This is a genomic window from Methylocaldum sp. MU1018, from assembly GCF_053646775.1.
The window spans coordinates 1,074,416-1,089,609 of the sequence record NZ_CM132195.1; the positions used below are offsets into that span (position 1 = coordinate 1,074,416).

The 15,194-nt window shown below is 62.7% G+C and carries 14 protein-coding genes; 4 read left to right on the plus strand and 10 right to left on the minus strand.

Annotation, left to right across the window (positions count from 1 at the left end; genetic code table 11):
* The first annotated feature begins 29 nt into the window (after positions 1 to 29).
* Both xrtD and ACWJKU_RS05020 read left to right on the plus strand, forming a co-directional pair.
* Positions 30 to 1,634, plus strand: a complete 1,605-nt coding sequence (gene xrtD / locus ACWJKU_RS05015) for a VPLPA-CTERM-specific exosortase XrtD (protein ID WP_454146381.1) — start codon at positions 30 to 32, stop codon at positions 1,632 to 1,634.
* 56 nt (positions 1,635 to 1,690) lie between these two features.
* On the plus strand, positions 1,691 to 3,301 hold the full coding sequence (locus ACWJKU_RS05020; protein ID WP_454146383.1) for a glycosyltransferase family 4 protein: 1,611 nt from the start codon (positions 1,691 to 1,693) through the stop codon (positions 3,299 to 3,301).
* Positions 3,302 to 3,313: 12 nt separating this feature from the next.
* On the opposite strand, the gene ACWJKU_RS05025 is transcribed toward ACWJKU_RS05020, so the two are convergent.
* The 7 genes from ACWJKU_RS05025 to ACWJKU_RS05055 form a co-directional block, all read right to left on the minus strand.
* Positions 3,314 to 3,685, minus strand: coding sequence for a diacylglycerol kinase (locus ACWJKU_RS05025; RefSeq protein WP_454146385.1), 372 nt, complete (start codon positions 3,683 to 3,685; stop codon positions 3,314 to 3,316).
* Between the two features lie 129 nt (positions 3,686 to 3,814).
* Complete coding sequence (locus tag ACWJKU_RS05030) at positions 3,815 to 4,858, minus strand: MJ1255/VC2487 family glycosyltransferase (RefSeq protein ID WP_454146387.1); 1,044 nt, start codon at positions 4,856 to 4,858, stop codon at positions 3,815 to 3,817.
* Positions 4,855 to 5,403, minus strand: a complete 549-nt coding sequence (locus ACWJKU_RS05035; protein ID WP_454146389.1) for a phosphatase PAP2 family protein — start codon at positions 5,401 to 5,403, stop codon at positions 4,855 to 4,857. The genes ACWJKU_RS05030 and ACWJKU_RS05035 overlap by 4 nt, the downstream gene beginning before the upstream one ends.
* Before the next feature lie 270 nt (positions 5,404 to 5,673).
* Complete coding sequence (locus ACWJKU_RS05040; RefSeq protein ID WP_454146391.1) at positions 5,674 to 6,714, minus strand: glycosyltransferase family 4 protein; 1,041 nt, start codon at positions 6,712 to 6,714, stop codon at positions 5,674 to 5,676.
* Positions 6,671 to 7,480 (minus strand): UDP-2,3-diacylglucosamine diphosphatase, encoded by an 810-nt coding sequence (locus ACWJKU_RS05045; protein WP_454146393.1) that lies wholly within the window; start codon positions 7,478 to 7,480, stop codon positions 6,671 to 6,673. Before ACWJKU_RS05045 ends, ACWJKU_RS05040 begins: the two co-directional genes overlap by 44 nt.
* A 73-nt stretch (positions 7,481 to 7,553) precedes the next feature.
* Positions 7,554 to 8,300 carry a lysophospholipid acyltransferase family protein gene (locus ACWJKU_RS05050; RefSeq protein ID WP_454146395.1) on the minus strand — a complete coding sequence of 249 codons (747 nt, stop codon included), beginning with the start codon at positions 8,298 to 8,300 and terminating at the stop codon, positions 7,554 to 7,556.
* A gap of 19 nt (positions 8,301 to 8,319) precedes the next feature.
* Positions 8,320 to 9,111, minus strand: a complete 792-nt coding sequence (locus ACWJKU_RS05055; RefSeq protein ID WP_454146397.1) for a GNAT family N-acetyltransferase — start codon at positions 9,109 to 9,111, stop codon at positions 8,320 to 8,322.
* A 474-nt stretch (positions 9,112 to 9,585) separates the two neighbouring features.
* Here ACWJKU_RS05055 and ACWJKU_RS05060 point away from each other — a divergent pair, with 474 nt between their 5' ends.
* The gene (locus ACWJKU_RS05060; protein ID WP_454146399.1) at positions 9,586 to 9,972 is read left to right on the plus strand and encodes a helix-turn-helix domain-containing protein; all 387 of its coding nucleotides are present in this window, start codon (positions 9,586 to 9,588) and stop codon (positions 9,970 to 9,972) included.
* A complete protein-coding gene (locus ACWJKU_RS05065) occupies positions 9,969 to 10,535 on the plus strand; it encodes an IS630 family transposase (RefSeq protein WP_454146401.1) in 567 nt (188 codons plus the stop codon). The genes ACWJKU_RS05060 and ACWJKU_RS05065 overlap by 4 nt, the downstream gene beginning before the upstream one ends.
* Before the next feature lie 350 nt (positions 10,536 to 10,885).
* Here the strand turns inward: ACWJKU_RS05065 and ACWJKU_RS05070 are convergent, their stop codons facing one another.
* The 3 genes from ACWJKU_RS05070 to ACWJKU_RS05080 form a co-directional block, all read right to left on the minus strand.
* Positions 10,886 to 11,989: a M14 family zinc carboxypeptidase gene (locus ACWJKU_RS05070; protein WP_454146403.1), complete on the minus strand. Its 1,104-nt coding sequence runs from the start codon at positions 11,987 to 11,989 to the stop codon at positions 10,886 to 10,888.
* Between the two features lie 219 nt (positions 11,990 to 12,208).
* Positions 12,209 to 14,164, minus strand: coding sequence for an acetoacetate--CoA ligase (locus ACWJKU_RS05075; RefSeq protein ID WP_454146405.1), 1,956 nt, complete (start codon positions 14,162 to 14,164; stop codon positions 12,209 to 12,211).
* Between the two features lie 47 nt (positions 14,165 to 14,211).
* On the minus strand, positions 14,212 to 15,138 hold the full coding sequence (locus ACWJKU_RS05080; protein WP_454146407.1) for a hypothetical protein: 927 nt from the start codon (positions 15,136 to 15,138) through the stop codon (positions 14,212 to 14,214).
* Between the last annotated feature and the right edge of the window lie 56 nt (positions 15,139 to 15,194).

Here is a 15,194-nt window from a genome sequence, read left to right on the forward strand (position 1 = left end):
ATCCATTGGAACGAGTCGACGGATAGCGAATGTCTGCCGAAAGGATGAAACGCATGGTTGCGGCGAATGCGGCGGCGCCGGCCTGGAAAACCGCTCCGGGATTTCGGATCGGACTTGCCGGTTTGGCCGGCCTTTTGATCCTCGTTTTTTTCGAGGAAATCGGAATGCTGATCGGAACCTGGATCGGCAGCGAGGAATATAGTCATGGCATCCTGATCCCTTTCGTCACCGCTTTTCTGATTTGGCAGAAAAAGAACGCGATCGCCGAAATGCCCTTTACCGGATCGTGGGCCGGGGTCGCCGTCGCGGCGCTGGGGCTGGCGCTTTATTTCGCCGGCGAATTGGCCACGCTTTACGTCATCACCGAATACGCCTTTCTGACGGTGCTGTGCGGAGCGGCTCTGGCGACGACGGGGCCGCGGGCGTTCAGGGAAATCGGGACCGCCCTGTTTCTGCTGGCTTTCGCGATTCCGTTGCCGAATTTTTTATATCAAGGGCTCTCCACGAAATTGCAACTGATTTCGTCGCAGCTCGGCGTTTCCCTGATCCGTCTCTGCGATATCAGCGTCTATCTCGAGGGAAACGTGATCGACCTCGGCGCGTACAAGCTACAGGTCGTGGAAGCGTGCAGCGGGCTTCGATATCTGTTTCCGCTCATGAGTCTGGCGTTCATCTGCGCTTTTTTCTTCAAGGCGGCGTTTTGGAAGCGGGCGGTCGTGTTCCTGTCGAGCCTTCCCGTCGCCGTATTCATGAACAGCGTCCGCGTGGGCGTGATCGGCGTTCTCGTGGAATATCGCGGGCCGTCGATGGCGGAGGGCTTTCTGCACGATTTCGAGGGCTGGGCCGTTTTCATGGCGTGCACCGCCATTTTGATCGGCGAGATTTGGCTGCTGGCCCGGATCGGCAAGGACGATCGGCCGTTGCGCGAAGTGTTCGGCATCGCGTTCCCGGAGCCGCTGCCGGCGGACACGCCGTTTTGGGAGCGGCGCTTGCCGCGGCAATTTTGGGTCGTCGGAGGGCTGTTGATGGCGGCGGCCGTGTTGTCGTCGTCCGCCGGAAAACGGCAGGAATTGATTCCGCCGCGCGCGGCGTTCGCGGAGTTTCCGATGATGATCGACGCCTGGCGGGGGCGGCGCGAGATCATGGAGCGGCAGTATGTCGACGTGCTCAAGTTCGACGATTACATTCTGGCCGATTTCAGCCGGGACGGAGCGCCGCCGGTGAATTTCTATTCGGCCTATTACGCGTCGCAGCGCAAGGGCGAGTCGGTGCATTCGCCGCGTTCCTGCATCCCGGGCGGCGGATGGCAGATCAAGTCCTTGCAAACGGTGCCGGTTCCCGGCGTCCGGCTGTACGGCGGCGAACTCAGGGTCAATCGGGTTCTGATCCAGAGAGGCGACGAGCGGCAGTTGGTCTATTACTGGTTTCAGCAGCGCGGCAGGGCGCTGACGAACGAGTATCTGGTCAAATGGTATCTGTTCTGGGATGCGCTGACGCGAAACCGTAGCGACGGCGCCCTGGTGCGCCTTACGACGCCGGCGCCGGAGGGCGAGAATCTCGCCCGGGCGGAGGGACGCCTCGGCGGGTTTCTCGCTTCGCTGATACCGCGCCTGAATCGTTACATCGCCGACTGATTCCGGCCGAACGCCGCCGATATCACCGCAAAGGATGCCTGGGGCCACCTCGATTTATGGTTCACTTCTGCGTTTTTCTCACCGCCTTGTTCGTCGCGATGGTGTTGGTCGCGGCATTCATGCGGCTGGCGCCCCGCCTGAAGTTCGTCGATGTGCCGGACGGCCGCAAGATCCACGGAACGGCAATCCCGCGGACCGGCGGAATCGGGATGGTCTTGGGCGTGGTCGTATCGGTTCTGGCCTGGGTCGATTTGAGCCGAAGCGGCGAGATGTTTCTCGCCGGCATCGGCGTGATCACGGTCTTCGGCTTGTGGGACGACCGCGCCGACCTCGATTACCGGATCAAATTCGCCGGACAGGTCTTGGCGGTTTCGGTGGTGGTCTGGTTCGGGGGCGTATTGATCGAAAGGCTGCCCGGATTCGAGAGCAGGGACATTCCGTGGTTCGTTTCGTATCCCTTGACCGTCTTTTTTCTCCTCGGGACCACCAACGCCACCAATCTGTCGGACGGTCTCGACGGGCTGGCCGCCGGCTTGAGCCTTCTGAGCCTGGTTTGCATCGCGTCCCTGGCCGATCTCGCGGAAGGCGACGAACTGGTCTTCACGGCCCTCGCCATCATCGGCGCGACGCTGGGCTTTCTCCGCTACAATACCCATCCGGCCGTGGTGTTCATGGGCGATACCGGCAGCCAGTTCCTCGGGTTCAGCCTGGGCGTGCTGACGCTGATGCTGACCGAGCGGGTGAATACGGCGGTGACGCCGGGACTCGCGCTGCCCATCATGGGGCTGCCGGTCATCGATACCCTGGTGGTAATGGGGCAGCGGATGGCCGAGGGCCGGTCTCCGTTCAAACCGGACAAAAAGCATTGCCACCACAAGCTTCTGACCCTGGGGTTCGACCAGTACGAGGCGGTGCTGGCGATTTACGCCGTGCAATCCTTGTTCGTGGCGTCCGCCTATCTGCTCCGGTACGAGTCGTATTGGCTGATCGCGATCTTTTATCTGGTCTTGAGCGCGGCGGTCGCCCTGTTTTATCCGCTCGCCCGCGCTTTCGGTTGGCGGCTGCACGGCGGCGCTTCGCCGATAACCGGCTTTCTCAAGCAGGTACGCGACCGGGCCAGGCTGGATCGAACTCCGAACCGGCTCCTCGGCCTGCTGATCAGCGGATTTCTGGTCGCGGGAAGCGCGGCGGCCCGGAAGCCGACGCCCGACATCCGCTATTTCGTGGCGGCGAGCCTGACGGCGTGGCTGATCTTCCGTTTGTTTCGGCTGCCCGCCGCCAAATGGATCGAGCGGTTCGTGATTTATTCCGGCGTCATCCTGGTGATTTATTCGATCGAGATTTCCGGCGCGATCGGGCGGCCCCTATGGCAAGCCGCGCTGCAATATTTTTTCGTGATCCTGGCGGTCGTCATCGCCGTGGGCGTGCGTTTTTCGGAACGCCGTCATTTTGCCGTCACCCCGTCCGACTATCTGGTCGCGTTCATCCTGCTGGCCGCCGCCAACCTGCCGGTCTTCGGCGACGTGAATTACGCCAAGCTGGCGATTCAGTCGGCGGTGGTGCTCTATGGCGCGGAATTCGTGCTGAGACGGCAAAGCGCCGCCGGCCGGGCCATATCGATCGCCGCCGTGGCGGCCTTCGTGATCGCGGGGATCAAGGCGTTTTAGGAGGCTTCGCCATCAGCCGATTCTCGGCAGCAGCACGAACAACCAAACGATCCCGGCCAACGCCAGCGACAAGAATACCGCCGCGGAACCCACATCCTTCGCGCGGCCGGATAGCTCGTGGCGCTCGAAGCTGATCCGGTCGACCACGATTTCGATGCCGGTGTTGAGCAATTCCACGATCATGACCAGGACAATGCTGCCCACCAGCAACGCCTTTTCGAAACCGGTTTGTCCGAGCCAGAATCCCAGGGGGCCGGTCACCGCCAGCAGATACACTTCCTGGCGAAAAGCCTCCTCGCTCAGCCAAACGGCCTCGAAGCCCTTCACGGAATTGAAAAAAGCCGCACGAATGCGGGCCCAGCCGGTGAGATTTTGACCTGCCATAAGCGAGTTGAAGCTAAGTTTCAGGGGATGATTGAAGCGTTTTCGTTTCGGTAGAGCGGTGGCCGGCATCGGGAAACCCCGGCGCATTTTTCGTTTTCACCCGATTTAGGGCGGAAGGCCGTCCCGACGTCACGCATCGATCCGGCGAACCCGGCTCCAGAGACCGTCCACCCAAGATTTGTCCAGCGTCAGATCGCCTTGCATCAGCCAGTCGGCGACGGCCTGGGCGACGTCGGGGTAACTGACCCGGCAGGCCCGGCTCTGCCGGAGCCAGGCATCGACGGTGGGGCCGTCCAGGCTTTGCATCACTTGACCGAGTTGCAAGACTTCCAGGGCGAGCGCGTTGGAGAGTTGCTCGATCTGCCCGTGCAGCGGCTTGACCAGGAGTTTCTTGCCGAGATGAAGCGCTTCGCTGGTCAGTTCGAATCCGGAGTTGCAAATCACGCCGGCGGAATCGGCGAAATCCCGCTGAAATCCCTTTCTGGAAAGTTGTTTGACATGGATGTGCTCGGGCCGCGGGTGCCCGTCATCCGGCAGGGTCGCGCTGTAGATGTGGAATTGATGATGCCGAAACTGTTTGAGCAGGTGAATGACGTGGTTCACGTCCTCGAAGGGCAGGTAGACGATAACTTTATCCTGCTGGACCGCCGCCGGCGCGAGGTCGGTTTCGATGATCGGCGGGAGGATCGGGTGGTGGAAATGGTGCCAATGCACGCCCAGCCCCACCGCGACCGGCGCGAAATACTTGAGCACCCGGCTTCCCATGACATCGGCTTTCGCCTTGGGGATGTCGTAGCCGAAGGCGTACTGATGGCCGATGCCGACCGTTTTGATGCCTTGCAGCCGCGCCGCCCAGGCGGTGACCGGTTCGAAATCGCTGATGACGATGTCGTATTGGCTCAAGTCCAGGGTTTTGACGTCGCGGAAGAAGGCCGCAAGGTTGTTGCGGAATGCGGTCTTGAGATAACGCACCTTGCCGGCCCGGGTTTCGAAGGTGAGGCCGGCGCGCCATTGGTAGTCGCCGAAAACATCCATTTCGAACAGCTTTTCCCAAGGGCGGCCGGTGAACAGGTACGTGACCTCGGCTCCGGCCCGCTTGAGCTTGGGCGCGATGGCGCGGGCCCGGGTGATGTGACCGTTGCCGGTCGCCTGGACGCCGTAAAATACTTTCACGTCAACCGGATCTCCAAACTCAGAAGGGCCGAAAGGGTTCCCATCAGCGCGCCGATCAAGGTATCGGTGGGGAAGTGAACGCCGAGCACCACCCGCGCCATTCCGACCAGTACCGCCCAGGCGATCAGCAGGGGAGCGAGGGCGGGGTGAAAGAAGCTCAGCAGCGTGGCCACCAGGAACGCCGCGGAGGTATGCCCGGACGGGAAGCTGAAGCGGTCGGACGGGATGATGAAGCTCGGAATGTTCAGCGCGGCCTGGGGCCGGTCGCGCCGGCACAGATTCTTGAGGATGAAATAGGCCGGGCGCTCGACCGCGAAACCCGATAGCAGGCAAGTCAGCAGGGCCGATTCCGAGGGTTGCCGGAACCAGGCCAGCGCCAGGCCGAGGATCAGATACAAGTGCCCGTCGCCGGTCTTGGAGACGAATCGCGCGCCGCGAGCCAGCGCGTCCCGGGATTTCCGCTGCGTCACCCAGAGAAACAGATTGATGTCGTAGGTTTGGATCGTCTGCATGAATTTCATGGCACGCTGATTTCCTATGGTCATGGGTAAACCTTAACCGGGACAGATGACGGCTCCGTGGCGGAAAAATGAAGAAATGATGACGGCGCTCGGAAATCACGAATACCGCTGCCGCCAGGCCGCCGGACACGGCGGTTTTTTGTGAATGGGCGCCGGCAATAGGTCGGCGATCCTTTGCCGATAAGGCTCTGGCCGGTCCATCTCGTAGGATGTGCCGAACGAAGTGAAGCACATCGTTCGCGAACTCTGCCAGGGCGACGACTGGTGCAGACACCTATGGGGCGGGCGCGGAAATCACGAATACCGCTGCCACCAGGCCGCCGGTCGCGGATCGGTTTTCGAAATCGGCGCCAGATAGCTTTCGAAGAGAAGGGCGCAATCGCGCCAGGAATAGCCGAGGGCGTACGCGCGGCAGTCGCCGGGATCGAGTTTCAGCGCCTCCGTGACGGCCTTTTTGAGGTCTGCGTCCAGGCAGCCGACCCGGTCGCTCAGAATCACGTCCTTGGGGCCTTCCACCGGAAACGCCGCGACCGGAACGCCCGCGGCCAGCGCTTCCAGCATCACCAGGCCGAAGGTGTCGGTCCGGCTGGGAAACACGAACACGTCGGCGGCGGCAAGATATCGGGCCAGTTCCTCGCCCTTTTTGTAGCCGACGAAGCGGGTGTCGGGATACTTGCTTTCCAGTTCCTCCCTTTGCGGGCCGTCGCCGACCACGTACTTGGCGCCCGGCAGGTCGAGCTCGAGGAAGGCTTCGATGTTTTTCTCGATCGCCACCCGGCCGGCGTAGAGCAGCACGGGGCGGGACCCCGGCAGAAAATCCTTGCTTCGGGGGCGGAACAGCTCCGTGTCCACCCCGCGCGACCACAGTACCGGATTTTTGAAGCCCCGCGCCTTGAGTTCTTCCAGCAGCGCGGGCGTTGCGGTCATCAGCCGCTCGCTCCCGTCGTGAAACCAGCGCAGAAAGGCATAGCCCACGGCGAGCGGGAGACCGGTGCGGAGATGAACGTATTCGGCGAAGCGGGTGTGGAACGAACTCGTGTACGGCAGCCCGCGGCGCTTGCAATAACGCCGGGCGGCCAGCCCGAGCGGACCTTCGGTCGCGATGTGGATCGCGTCGGGCCGAAATTCGTCCAGCCGAGCGCGGAGCTTCGGCCCGCAGCCCAGCGCCAGCCGGATTTCGGGATAGCTCGGACAGGGCCAGTTGCGAAACCGGTCCGGCGTGAAGGTTTCGACCGTGTGTCCGAGGGCGCGAAGCTGCTCGCAGATGGTGCGAAGCGTGGTGACGACGCCGTTAATTTGTGGGTGCCAGGCGTCCGTGATCAGCGCGAGTTTCAAGCGTGGAGTCCTCCAGAAGTTGGGCGCTCTGTTCCAGCCAGCGGATGACCGAAAGGGCGCCGGCGTGGCTTTCCGCCAGGGCGGTGCAGCTTTCCACCCAATCGCCGCAATTGGCGTACAGAATGCCGTGATCGGCCGTTCGGATGGTCGCATGGTGAATATGGCCGCACACCACGCCGTCCAGTTTCTGCTCGCGAGCTTCGTGAATCAGCGCCCGCTCGAAATCGAAGATGAAGTTCACGGCGTTCTTCACCCTGTGCTTGATGTAGGCCGACATCGACCAATAGGGAAAGCCGAGGATGCGGCGGACATGATTGAACCAGCGGTTGACCTCGATCAGGAAGTCGTAAGCGCCGCTGCCTAGGACCGCCAGCCAGCGGCTGGAGCAGACCACGCCGTCGAACTCGTCGCCGTGCAGCACCAGGAACCGGCGCCCGCCGGGCGCCTCGTGGATCGCCCGGGACTGGATCTCGATGCCGTTGAACACTGTCCCGATATAGCCCCGGAAGATTTCGTCGTGATTGCCCGGAATGTAGATCACCCGGGTGCCCCGGGCCGCCATCGCCATGACTGCGCGCACGATTTCGTTGTGCAGGCGCGGCCAGTAAAGCCCGCCTTTGAGCTTCCAGAAATCGACGATGTCGCCTACCAGATAAAGGCGTTCGCATTCGATGTGCCGCAGAAAATCGAGCAGGTACTCGTCCTTGCAACCTCTCGTTCCGAGATGCACGTCGGAAATCCAGACGGTACGGTAGTTCAGTTTCATGGATGGGTCCTGGGTACGGTTGAAACCGATAAAGACGTTAAGGGCCGATTCTTAAAGCGCCGTGACGAATCGGTTACGAATTCATGACGGCCCTGTCGCCGGCAAGCCGGCGGCGCGAGGAGACCGCCGGATCGAGCGCGGCCACGATCTGCTTGCGGGTGGTCTGGGCCAGTTCGTCCCGGCTCGCTCCCGGGGGGACGGCCGGGCAATAGTGCAGGTGCAGATCGATCCGTTCGAGTCCGAGAATCCCGATCAGGTGCGGCAGAAATTCGTCCTCGCCGACGAACGGAGCGTACCGCTTCGCCGCGCCCCGATAACGCAGGGCGACCGCCTGGACGCGCGCTCCCGCCCGTTGCGCCGGGTGAAACAGTCTGCCGTGAAAGCGCAGCACCCGGTCGCCGGCGGTCGTGGTGCCTTCCGGAAACAGCGCGAGGCGTTTGCCCTGGCGCAGTTGCCAGGCCATCGATTCGGCCACGGCGGCGGTTTGCGCGGCATCGCCCCGCTCGATGAAAAGCGTGCCTATCCCTCTGGCCAGATAGCCCATGACCGGCCAGTCGGCGACTTCCCGTTTGGCGACGAACAGGCACGGGCCTTGCGAGCCGAGAGCGATGATGTCCAGCCAGGAAATGTGGTTGGCGACGATCAACCGGGCGTTCGGGTCCGGCCGGCCGTGGATGTGGAGGTGCAGATCGAGAATCCGGCACACGGCACGGTTCCAGCTCACTACGATGGCGTCGTTCAAGGCCGTCGACCGTCTTCCGAGCAGCCGCCGCAGCGGCGGCATCACCGCGCTCACGGCGACGAGGCCGATCAGAAACATGCCGGCGACCGACAGAGCCTTAAACCATTGCCGGCAGCGCCGCACGCGGGTCTCCCTGTTTGCCGGCGATGAAGCGCTTCTCGTAGCGGGACTGCATGCGGGAAAGATCCAGCAGAATGAAGACGTCCATCACGTCGAAGTCCTCATCCCAGAAAGGATCGCCGCAAACCCAGCAGCCCAGCCGCAGATACGCCTGCAATAAAGGCGGGATGCCGCTCTCGTCCCGAACGCAGCGTTTCTGCGCGGGAACCGGAATTTTGGGATTCACGGAGAGTTCCGGAGGGCCGAACTGGTGCGGCTCGATCCGGCTGTAGACCGCGTCGACCGCGAAGCCGCTAGGTCCCGGCGGAATGCTGGCGCAGCCCATCAAATAGTTGAAGCGGCCGTTGTAGACGTATTCCGCCAGTCCGTTCCACAAGGTTCCGAGAACCACGCTGCCGCGGTGAGCCGGATCGACGCAGGTACGCCCGATCTCCAGGAACCGTCCGGGCAAGGCCAGAACCTCGTCGAGGTGGAACTCGCCTTCGGAATAGAACCGCCCCAGGCGCGCCGCCTGGACGTCGCTCAACAACCGGGTGCAGGCGACGATCCGGCCGGTTTGGGTATCGCGCACCAGGAGATGATCGCAGTAGTCGTCGATTTCGTCGTAATCGAGACCTTCGATCCGGGAATGCAGGCGCGCGCCCATCTCTTCGGCGAAGACGCGGTAGCGCAGAGCCTGAGTGGCGCGGACGGTCGCCGGGTCGCGGGCGACTTCGGCGGCGTAACGGCGAGGGCGGGACGAGAGAGAGAGGGCGTCTTGTGCTGACATGTAAGCCTTCCGTCTGTGCTTCGATGGAAAGGCACTTTACGGAGGCGGTATGACGCAAATATTGCGGTTGGGTGACGAAATGATGACAAGCGCCGCAGGCGGTCCGTTTTGGCTCGGAGTCTTTTTTGGGGCGCAGTGGTCGACGCTCGGAAGCATGAAAGGAGCCGCTGACGCGGCGGGTTTGGCTGCGGGTTTCGCCCCGCAGACGAGTTCCTTTTGCAAAACCCGTCCCTGGGTTTTGTCCTTCGGACCCGCCTTTGGCGGTCCAAACTCGCTCCCGGCGGGTTTGTCTTTGCTTGCCCAAAGACAAATTTGTCGGGAACAAATTTGGACGCGCGAAGAGTGCCCGAAGGGTTTGCGCCAGGACAGGCGCAAATCCAAAGGAACCAAAAGAAAGGACGCCCGGATGGCGCCCTTAGAGCAATTCTCGGATGGGTAGCGGGAACTTGCCCAGATGGGTGGAATCAGAAGGAGATGACTCCCTATTCCTTAGATTTGCGGCAGAAAATCATCGCCGCCCTCGAGCGGGGCGTGGGCTCCCAACGCACCGTAGCCGACTTGTTCGGTGTCAGCCTCTCCTTTGTCGAACGCCTGTTGCAGCGGCAGCGTACGACCGGGACGCTGGCGCCACGGCCCCATGCCGGCGGGCCTCCGCGCCGCCTGGACGAGGCCGACGAGCGACTGATTCGCCAGTGCCTGGGACAACAGCCCGACCTTACCTTGGACGAACTCCGCGAGGCCTTGGCCCGGCAGAACGGCAAATCGGTCAGCCGGGCAACGCTGGGCCGGGGGGTGCAACGCCTGAATCTGCCTCGAAAAAAAAGACTCTCCACGCGACTGAGCGTGAGACGGACCGGGTGAAGCAGGCCCGCCAGGACTACCGCGCCGAAGTCGCCGCGTTGCCCGTGGGCTGCCTGCATTTCATCGACGAATCCGGCATTAACCTCGGGCTGACCCGGCGCTACGGCCGAGCTGCTCCCGGGATCCGGGTGGAAGATGCGGTGCCGTTCAACCCCGGCCCTAATGTGAGTGTCATCGGTGCCTTGTCCTGCCGGGGCATCGGGGCCGTCATGAGCATTGAAGGCGCGACCGACGGGCCCGTGTTCCTCGCCTATGTCCGGCAGGTGCTGGCCCCGACCTTGGCCGAGGGGGATGTCGTGGTCATGGACAATCTCAGCGCCCACAAGGTGGCGGGGGTCCGCGAGGCCATCGAAGCGAAGGGGGCCAAGGTCTTCTACCTCTCGCCCTACTCGCCCGATTTCTCGCCGATCGAGCCCTGTTGGTCGAAAATCAAGACCGCCTTGCGCGCCGCCAAGGCCCGCACCCGCGAAGCCTTGGATGAGGCTCTCGCCGTCGCTCTGGCAACCATTACCCCTCTCGAGGCTCGAAACTGGTTCACCCATTGTGGTTATGCCCTACACTGACCTGAGAACCGCTCTAATCCTGCGCTTCTCGCCTCGGACCGGGGGCGACAGAAGGGCCGTCCTTGGCCCTCTGTCGCCGCACGCAATCCATTGCGTGCCCCTTCGGGCTGTTCCGGTCCGAGGCTCCGATGCTCGGGGTCGCCATACGGGGGAATATCCGATATTCACGAAGAAACGGCGAGTGATTTTTCCCGTTTGCCGCGCCGAGCACCGGAGCTTTCGACGGGAGCGAATTTGAACAGCGGAACGCTGGCCCGAAGGGCAAACTCCAGGGATGGAGTTTGCAGCGAAACTCGCCAGCGGGGCGAAACCCGCAGCCAAACTAACCCGCCGCGCCAGCGGCTCCTTATTCAGCCATTCGCATACCACCACGCTAATCCCTGCCGCCTCAACCGCTCTCGCTCGGCTTCGTCGAGCTCGGTCCAGGGCTCGGGCGACCGGACGGCGCGGTAGAACAGATCGAACAGCAACAGATGGCGCCTCAGGGTTCGCCGCACACGATGGGGAAGTCGTGGGTTGAAGACGCCTAAGGCCGAGAAGGCCTGCGACCAGTTCTTCTTCACCCAAAGCCACGAACCCAGTTCCAGGGTGAAGGGAATGTAGCGGCCGTCGGGCCGGACGGTTCTGTATTCGTCGTAGAGGTAATCCCATAAGTCCCCGTGGGCGAGGTACTGGCGCGATTGCGGTTCGATGCAATAGACGTGATTGGGATGAGTCCGGTCGAGCAGGTGTTTCAGGGCAACGGCTTCCGCCAGCGCCGGGAAAGGCTCGCGGGTTCTGGCGAAAGGAAACCACAGGCGGTCGACCTTGCCGTAGCCGGAATGCACATCGATGCTAAGCGCCGTTCGAGCGGGGAATATCTCGCGGCGCACCCAGTCGCAAAGAGCTTGCGCCTCGGTTTCCAGGGCGGCGTCTTCTTTCCCTTGATACCAGGGCAACCGCGGAGAAATCCGGTGGCCGCCGAACAAATGCCAGCGGGGCAAGCCCTCCGCCCGCACCGGCGCGTTTCGCATGAGATCGACCCGGTTGCCGTTGGATCGCCGTTTGAGATACATGCCGACCGGATTGACCAGCGGCATGATCAGCAGGCGAGTCGTGGAGAGCATGTCTCGGGTCACGCGGTCCCAGCGCGCCATTTCCACCAGGGTCCGGAGGTACGAAGTCACGACCTGCGTGCCGATGCGTTCGAGTCCGTGGACCCCGCCGACCAGCGCCAGCGCAGGCGAGGCCGGATCGGACGGACCGAAGCGAAAAGCCAGCAGCGGAAACGATTCGCGGCCGTGATGCAGTTCTGTCAAAACGTCGACCCGTGCCCAGTCCCAGTCCGCATTCACCACGTGCTCCGCAAGCATCAGGAGTTCGCGCAGTTCGGGGAGGGCGCGCATCAGCGGACGGGTGAGAGCTCCCTGCCGGGGCTTGAATGGTGTGGGTTCGCTGGCGGAGAAATCGGTCATGGATGTACGGCTCGATTCAGACGGTCGTGTCGCCGCTACGCGCGTGCGGTGCATGACTCGATGGATAGATGCTTGCGGGAGCGGGCTTTCTCCCACAGGGCGTGCGTCACGGCCAGCCCGATGTTACCGAATTATCGTTACGAAAAACGACTCGAACATACCGCCCTCGCGTGAAACGGAAGCCGACACCGTTCGGGCGGGGCATCGGGCGCGGCCGCCTCAGCTCGCGAGCTCCGGCAAATTCCTGAAGAGTTCCAGCGCCTCGGGGTTGGCGAGCGCGTCGCGGTTCTTCACCGGGCGGCCGTGAATGATCTCGCGTACCGCGAGTTCGACGATCTTGCCGGAGAACGTGCGGGGAAGGTCGGCGACCTGCACGATCTTCGCCGGAACATGGCGCGGGCTCGCGTTGTCCCGGATCTGTTTCCGGATTTTCTCGGTCAGCGTCTGGTCCAGCGTCGATCCTTGTCGTAAGCGCACGAACAACACGATACGAACGTCGTCGTCCCAGTCCTGCCCGACCACCAGGCTTTCGACGATCTCGTCGAGCCGCTCGACCTGCCGGTAGATTTCGGCCGTGCCGATGCGGACGCCGCCGGGATTCAATACCGCGTCGGAGCGGCCGTGAATGACGATGCCGCCGTGCGGCGCGATCTCGGCCCAGTCGCCGTGCCGCCAGACGCCGGGATATCTGGAGAAATACGTCGCACGGTACTTGGTTCCGTCCGGATCGTTCCAGAAGCCTAGCGGCATCGACGGGAAGGGTTTGGTGCAGACCAGTTCGCCTTTGCGGCCTACGATGGGCCGGCCGTTTTCGTCGAAGATTTCGACTGCCATGCCGAGGACCTTGGCCTGGATCTCGCCCCGTCGGACCGGCCCCGTCGGATTGCCGCCCACGAAGCAGCCGATCAGATCGGCCCCGCCCGAGATCGAGGACAGGCAGACGTCGGATTTCAGTTTTTCATAAACGTAATCGAAGCGGCTCGGCGCCAAGGGCGAACCGGTCGAAAGAACCGTCCTGAGCGCCGTCAGCCGGTGTGTGCGTTTCGGTTCCAGCCCGGCCTTGGCCAAAGCGTCGATGTATTTGGCCGAGGTGCCGAAATGAGTCATGCCTTCGGCATCGGCCAGATCGAACAGTACGTTGCCCGAGGGGTGAAAGGGCGAACCGTCGTAAAGGAGCAGCGTGGCGCCGCAGGCGAGGCTTGATGCCAGCCAATTCCACATCATCCAACCGCAGGTGGTGAAGTAGAACACCCGATCGTTCGGCCGCACGTCGCATTGGAGCGAGTGCTCCTCCAAGTGCTTGAGCAGCGTGCCGCCGGCGCCGTGCACGATGCACTTCGGGATGCCGGTGGTGCCGGAGGAATAGAGGATATAGAGCGGCGCGTTGAACGGCAGCCGGACGAAAGGAATGTCGCGGGCCGGGAACGGCGCGAGGTAATCGTCGAACGGGATCGCCCGCGCGTCCAGCGCTTCGACGTCAAGCCGCTCGGCAATATGGGGAATGACGACGATGCGTTCGAGTCCGGGCAGTTCGGCCGCGATCGGGCGGAGCTTGTCGAACGCGGAATGGACCTTGCCGTTGTAGAAGCACCCGTCGGCGGCGATCAGCGCCTTGGGGCTCACTTGCCCGAACCGGTCCAATACGCCCTGCACACCGAAATCCGGCGAGCAGGAGGTGAATATCGCTCCGACCGACGCGGCGGCGAGCATGGCGATCACGGTTTCCGGGAGATTCGGCATGAAGGCGGCGATGCGATCGCCCGGCGCGATACCGTCGGCCTTAAGAGCCTGCGCCAGACGGCTGACTCGTTCGTAAAGCTCGCGCCAGCTCAGCCGCCGGCGGACCCGGGTTTCGCCCCAGAAAACGATGGCGTCTCCGTCATCCCGGCGTTTGAGCAAATTCTCGGCGAAATTGAGCCGCGCATCGGGAAAGAACCGCGCGCCGGGCATCCGGCCGCCGCCGATCAGGATCCGTTCGCCGCGGGTTTCCGCGACGACGCCGGCGTACTCCCACAGGCTCAGCCAGAACTTCTCCATGTCCTCCACCGAGAATCGGTGAAGCGCGGCGTAGCCCTCCACGTCGACATCCCATCGCTCGCGCAGCAGGTGCATGAATCGGAAGAGATTCGTGCTCTCGATGCGCGAACGGTCCGGCTGCCAAAGCGTTTGGTTCAAAAGGGGGAGCTCCGAATGATTGCATTCCCGTCGCCGTAGGATTCGGCCTACGCCAATTCCCGTCGTTGTTCGTCCAGGCCGTCCCAGAAGACCGCCACGCCGTCAAGCATCTCGTTGCCGTAGCGGATGAAGTCGTCCTCGTCGATATCTCGGGTGAAATAGAGTTCTTCCAGCTCTTCCTGGGTATGCTGGGCGTGCTGGGCTTCGAGCCGGTCGTGCCAGGTGAAGAAGGCGAGCGGCAGATTCGAGCCGGTGCGCGCGTTGTAGCGGATCAAGCCGTCGATCAGCTCCCGCCAGAAGCCGGCCGCCGCCCAGTTTTCCACGGCATAGCTCGCGGCCTGGGTAATGGCGTAGTTCTCATTGCCGTAGAGCCGGATCAGTTCGTCGCAAAAATGGAAGGTGGATGGGGTGCCGTGCCTGCGGTGGCCGAGATCCTGAAATCCGAGACCGAGTTCGCCGGCGATCCGCAGCAGCCACTCGAAATGCGCCGCGCGGAAATGGAAGACGCCGCCTTCCACCGTGCCCTCGGTGGAGACCAGTTCGGGATCGACCTCGCGGCCGGGATCGGGCGTGGCGGATTTTTTCCGCCCGGGATTGAAGACGACGCCGATTTCGTTGGCGAGAATTTCCTTGGAAGCCCGCATGCCTTCGAGCGAATCGGCATTGATCATCTTTTGCAGTTGGGCCACCAGGAACTGGTTCGAGAACACCGAGAACTGGACGACGAACGCCCGTACCTGCTCGAAACTCTGCTCGCCCTGTTCGAACCAGGCGGTATAGCGGTTGTCGGTGATGATCCGGTGTTTCAGCATTTCGGTGTCGATGCGCCGCTGAAAGGCGAGAAAGCGTTGCGCTTTGTCGACCGAATAGCCGGTCCGGTTCGTCGCGAGCGCTTCCAGCGTCGGGGCGGTCAGGCCCGAGAGATGATGTTCCTCGGCGTAACGCTCGAATGTGGAATTGGCGGCGGCCATCATGAAACCTCCTGTAGCGCAAAAGGGAAAATCGCTTTTTGGACTCGCGGATTCGTTCC

Coding starts and splice junctions, on each gene's coding strand:
- xrtD (WP_454146381.1), top strand. CDS start 30: ATGTCTGCCGAAAGGATGAAACGCATGGTTGCGGCGAATGCGGCGGCG.
- ACWJKU_RS05020 (WP_454146383.1), top strand. CDS start 1,691: ATGGTTCACTTCTGCGTTTTTCTCACCGCCTTGTTCGTCGCGATGGTG.
- ACWJKU_RS05025 (WP_454146385.1), bottom strand. CDS start 3,685: ATGGCAGGTCAAAATCTCACCGGCTGGGCCCGCATTCGTGCGGCTTTT.
- ACWJKU_RS05035 (WP_454146389.1), bottom strand. CDS start 5,403: ATGACCATAGGAAATCAGCGTGCCATGAAATTCATGCAGACGATCCAA.
- ACWJKU_RS05045 (WP_454146393.1), bottom strand. CDS start 7,480: ATGAAACTGAACTACCGTACCGTCTGGATTTCCGACGTGCATCTCGGA.
- ACWJKU_RS05050 (WP_454146395.1), bottom strand. CDS start 8,300: ATGTTTCTGATCGGCCTCGTCGCCGTGAGCGCGGTGATGCCGCCGCTG.
- ACWJKU_RS05055 (WP_454146397.1), bottom strand. CDS start 9,111: ATGTCAGCACAAGACGCCCTCTCTCTCTCGTCCCGCCCTCGCCGTTAC.
- ACWJKU_RS05060 (WP_454146399.1), top strand. CDS start 9,586: ATGACTCCCTATTCCTTAGATTTGCGGCAGAAAATCATCGCCGCCCTC.
- ACWJKU_RS05070 (WP_454146403.1), bottom strand. CDS start 11,989: ATGACCGATTTCTCCGCCAGCGAACCCACACCATTCAAGCCCCGGCAG.
- ACWJKU_RS05080 (WP_454146407.1), bottom strand. CDS start 15,138: ATGATGGCCGCCGCCAATTCCACATTCGAGCGTTACGCCGAGGAACAT.